Below are 3,502 nucleotides of genomic sequence, written 5' to 3'. Positions count from 1 at the left end.
TCCCCGCCCGCCCGGCGACGGTCCCCGGTCCGACCGGCCGCGGAGCCCGTCGGGGCCGCGCCGCCGCCGCCGGCCTGCTGGTGATCACCGCCGCCGCGGCCGCCGCCCCGTCGGCGGGCGCCGCCGCCGGCCCCTACGTCACGCGGCCCGACCTGCGACCCACCACCGTGCGCGTCACGACCCCCGCGACGAACACCGCCCCCGGCCTGGTCTTCGTCACGCCGAAGGGCATCGGCTTCCAGTCCGGCGCGGAGATCTTCGACGACCGCGGGAAGCTCGTCTGGTTCCGGCCGCGGGCGAAGGACGGCACGTCGATCCTCGACCTGAAGCCGCAGACGTACCAGGGACGCCCCGTCGTCACCTTCTGGGAGGGCGTCGCGCTGCGCGGCTACGGCTTCGGGTCCTTCCGGATCGTCGACCAGAACATGAACGAGATCGGCAACGTCAGCCCGAACGGGAAGGGCCAGATGGACTTCCACGAGCTGACCCTGACCCCGCGGGACACCGCGCTGGGCATCTCGTACAAGCCCGTCCGCGGCGACACGAGGTCCGTCCGGGGCGGTTCGCGGAACGACCTGGTCATGCGCAACCTGATCCAGGAGATCGACCCGAGGACGAACAAGGTGCTGTGGGAGTGGGACGCGACGAAGGCCGTCTCGCCGTCGGAGTCGTACCTGCCGATCCCCAGGCGGGCCGAGGTCGCCTACGACTTCATCCACGCCAACTCGGTCAACGAGGACACCGACGGGAACATCCTCGTCTCGTCCCGCCACACGCACACGATCTACAAGGTCGACAAGCGGACGAAGAAGATCATCTGGAGGCTCGGCGGCAAGCGGACGAACTTCGAGATGGGCCCCGGTGCGCGCTTCGCGTGGCAGCACGACGCCCAGCGCCGGCCCGACGGGACGATCTCGCTGTTCGACAACGTCTCGTCGATCGAGGACGACCGCGGCAAGCGCTCGAAGGGCCTGGTCCTGCGGCTCGACGAGGCCGCACGGACCGCCAGCGTCGTGCGGTCGTTCGTCAACCCGGTGCGGAAGCTCAACAACACCCAGGGCAACCTGCAGGCGCTGCCCAACGGCAACTGGTTCGTCGGATGGGGAGGGACGGGCGACAACGTCTCGGAGTTCTCCCCGGACGGCAAGCAGCTCTTCGAGGCCAAGTACGCCTCGACCGGCACGGAGTCCTACCGCGCCTACCGCTCGCCCTGGACGGCGCAGCCGACCGTCCCGCCCAAGGCCGTCGCCCGGCGCAGCTCCAACAGCGTGGCGGTGCGGGTGTCGTGGAACGGCGCGACGACCGTCACCGCCTGGCGGGTGGTCGCCGGCGGCTCGGCGAGGACCCTCGCCCCGCGCACCGTCGCGTCCCGCACCGACTTCGAGACGCTGATCCGCTTCGCCGACCGCGACGAGGCGGCGAAGGCCGTCGCGGTCGAGGCGCTCGACGGTGCGGGGAACGTCCTCGGCCGCAGCAACGTGGTCACCGTCGGCTCGAAGTACTGATCGGACGTCCTCCCGTCCCGGGCACCGGCGGGGACGGCCGGCGGCGGCCGGTCGGGCCGTCCGCGCCCGGTGGGCCGGGGCGGGGCGAGCTCAGCCCCAGGAGCGCCCGTAGGCGGACTGCTCGGACGTCAGACCGTCGATGCCGATCCCGAGGCTGGCCAGCTTCAACCGGGCCATCTCGGCGTCCATCTCCTGCGGCACGCGATGGACGCCGGGGGCGAACCGCGCCGGCTCGCGCACGAGCGCCTCGACGGCGAGCGCCTGGTTGGTGAACGACAGGTCCATCACCGACGCCGGGTAGCCCTCGGCGGCGGCCAGGTTGACGACGCGGCCGCCGGCCAGCAGGTGCAGCCGCCGACCGCCGACGACGTAGCGCTCGACGAGCGGACGGACCTCCACCGGCGGCCCGTCCGCGACCGCCGCCAGGTCGCCGAGCGAGATCTCGACGTCGAAGTGGCCGGCGTTGGCGAGGATCGTCCCGTCGCGCATCCGCTCGAAGTGCTCGCGGGTGAGCACGTCGCGGTTGCCGGTGACGGTGACGAAGATGTCGCCGCGCTCGGCCGCCGCGAGGGAGGGCGCGACGTCGAAGCCCTCGAGCTTGGCCTCCAGCGCCTTGATCGGGTCGACCTCGCAGACGGTCACGGCCGCGCCCATGCCGCGCGCGCGGGCCGCGACGCCGCGGCCGCACGAGCCGTAGCCCATGACCACGAGCGTCCGGCCGGCGAGCAGGACGTTCGTCGCGCGGAGGATGCCGTCCAGCGCCGACTGCCCGGTGCCGTGGCGGTTCTCGACCACGCGGTGGGTGTCGGCCTCGTGGACGGCGAGGACGGGGACGGGCAGCTCGCCGCGGCGGGCCATGCCGCGCAGGCGGATGGCGCCCGCGGTCGTCTCCTCGGTGCCGCCGATGAGGTCGCCGGAGGGCCGCGGGACCGCGCCGGGGGCCGGCGGCTCGTGCAGCAGCGCGAGCAGGTCGCCGCCGTCGTCCATCGTCAGGTGCGGGCCGGGTCCGCCGCAGGCCGCGACGGTCTCCTGGTGCCGCGCGTACGTGGCGCGGTCGATCCGTCGCCGGGCGTGCACCGCGACCCCGTCGGCGAGCACCAGCGCGGCGGCGACCTCGTCCTGGGTCGACAGCGGGTTGGCCGCGGCGAGCCACACGTCGGCCCCGCCGGCGCGCAGCGTGCGGACGAGGTTGCCCGTCTCGGCGGTCACGTGGAGGCAGGCGGCGACGCGCAGGCCCGCCAGCGGGCGCTCGGCGCCGAAGCGCGCGCGGATCTGGGCGAGGACCGGCATCTGCGCGTCGGCCCAGTCGATCCGCGCCTCGCCGGCGGTGGCCAGCGAGAGGTCGGCGACGTCGTGGGTCGGGCGCCGGCGGGCGGAGGTCCTGGCGCTCGGGGGCATCGGGTCGATGCTAGACCGCACGGACGACCGGCCGCGCGTCCGAACGCGGGGGCCCCTGCGTAGCCCCTGCGATGCACGTCGACGTCCTCCGCCGCTCCCAGCGCCTCGACGGCTCGCCGGAGGACGTCTTCCCGTTCTTCGCCGACGCGGCGAACCTCGACGCGATCACCCCGTCGCTGCTGCGCTTCCACACGATCACCCCCGGGCCGATCGCGATGTCCACCGGCACGGTCATCCAGTACGCGCTGCGCCTGCACGGGGTGCCGATGCGGTGGACGAGCATCATCCAGGTGTGGGAGCCGCCCCACCGCTTCGTCGACGTCCAGCTGCTCGGACCGTTCGGCCTGTGGCACCACGAGCACCGCTTCGAGGCCGCCCCCGGCGGAGGCACCACGATGCACGACACCGTCCACCACGCCGTCGGGTGGGGCACGTTCGGCGAGATCGCCCGCCGGGCCTTCGTCCTGCGCGACGTGCGGGCGATCTTCGACCACCGCGAGCGCGTGATCCCGGGGCTGCTGGCCGCGGACGTCGCGGCGCGCGCCCGCGCCTGACCGGCGGCAGGGCGCGCGGGCCCCGTGACCGGGGCGCTGCGACCC

The 3,502-nt window shown here is 74.3% G+C and carries 3 protein-coding genes; 2 read left to right on the top strand and 1 reads right to left on the bottom strand.

Features of this window, described 5'->3' with window-relative positions:
* Nucleotides 1–1,505 (top strand): arylsulfotransferase family protein (locus Q7T67_RS01970; protein ID WP_304785651.1); only part of this gene is annotated, 1,505 nt, incomplete at its 5' end.
* A gap of 90 nt (nt 1,506–1,595) precedes the next feature.
* On the opposite strand, the gene Q7T67_RS01965 is transcribed toward Q7T67_RS01970, so the two are convergent.
* Entirely contained in the window at nt 1,596–2,903 is a 1,308-nt protein-coding gene (locus Q7T67_RS01965) for an adenosylhomocysteinase (protein ID WP_304785650.1), read from the bottom strand.
* A 71-nt stretch (nt 2,904–2,974) separates the two neighbouring features.
* Between Q7T67_RS01965 and Q7T67_RS01960 the strand changes: the two genes are divergently transcribed.
* A complete protein-coding gene (locus tag Q7T67_RS01960; protein WP_304785649.1) occupies nt 2,975–3,457 on the top strand; it encodes an SRPBCC family protein in 483 nt (160 codons plus the stop codon).
* Nucleotides 3,458–3,502: the final 45 nt, after the last annotated feature.

Source organism: Patulibacter sp. (genome assembly GCF_030655195.1).
Classification (GTDB): Bacteria; Actinomycetota; Thermoleophilia; order Solirubrobacterales; family Solirubrobacteraceae; genus Patulibacter.
This window is presented reverse-complemented; position numbering and strand designations above follow the sequence as displayed.

What these genes read in the sequence shown, in the direction of transcription:
- Q7T67_RS01965 (WP_304785650.1), bottom strand. Translation starts at nt 2,903, where the DNA reads ATGCCCCCGAGCGCCAGGACCTCCGCCCGCCGGCGCCCGACCCACGAC.
- Q7T67_RS01960 (WP_304785649.1), top strand. Translation starts at nt 2,975, where the DNA reads ATGCACGTCGACGTCCTCCGCCGCTCCCAGCGCCTCGACGGCTCGCCG.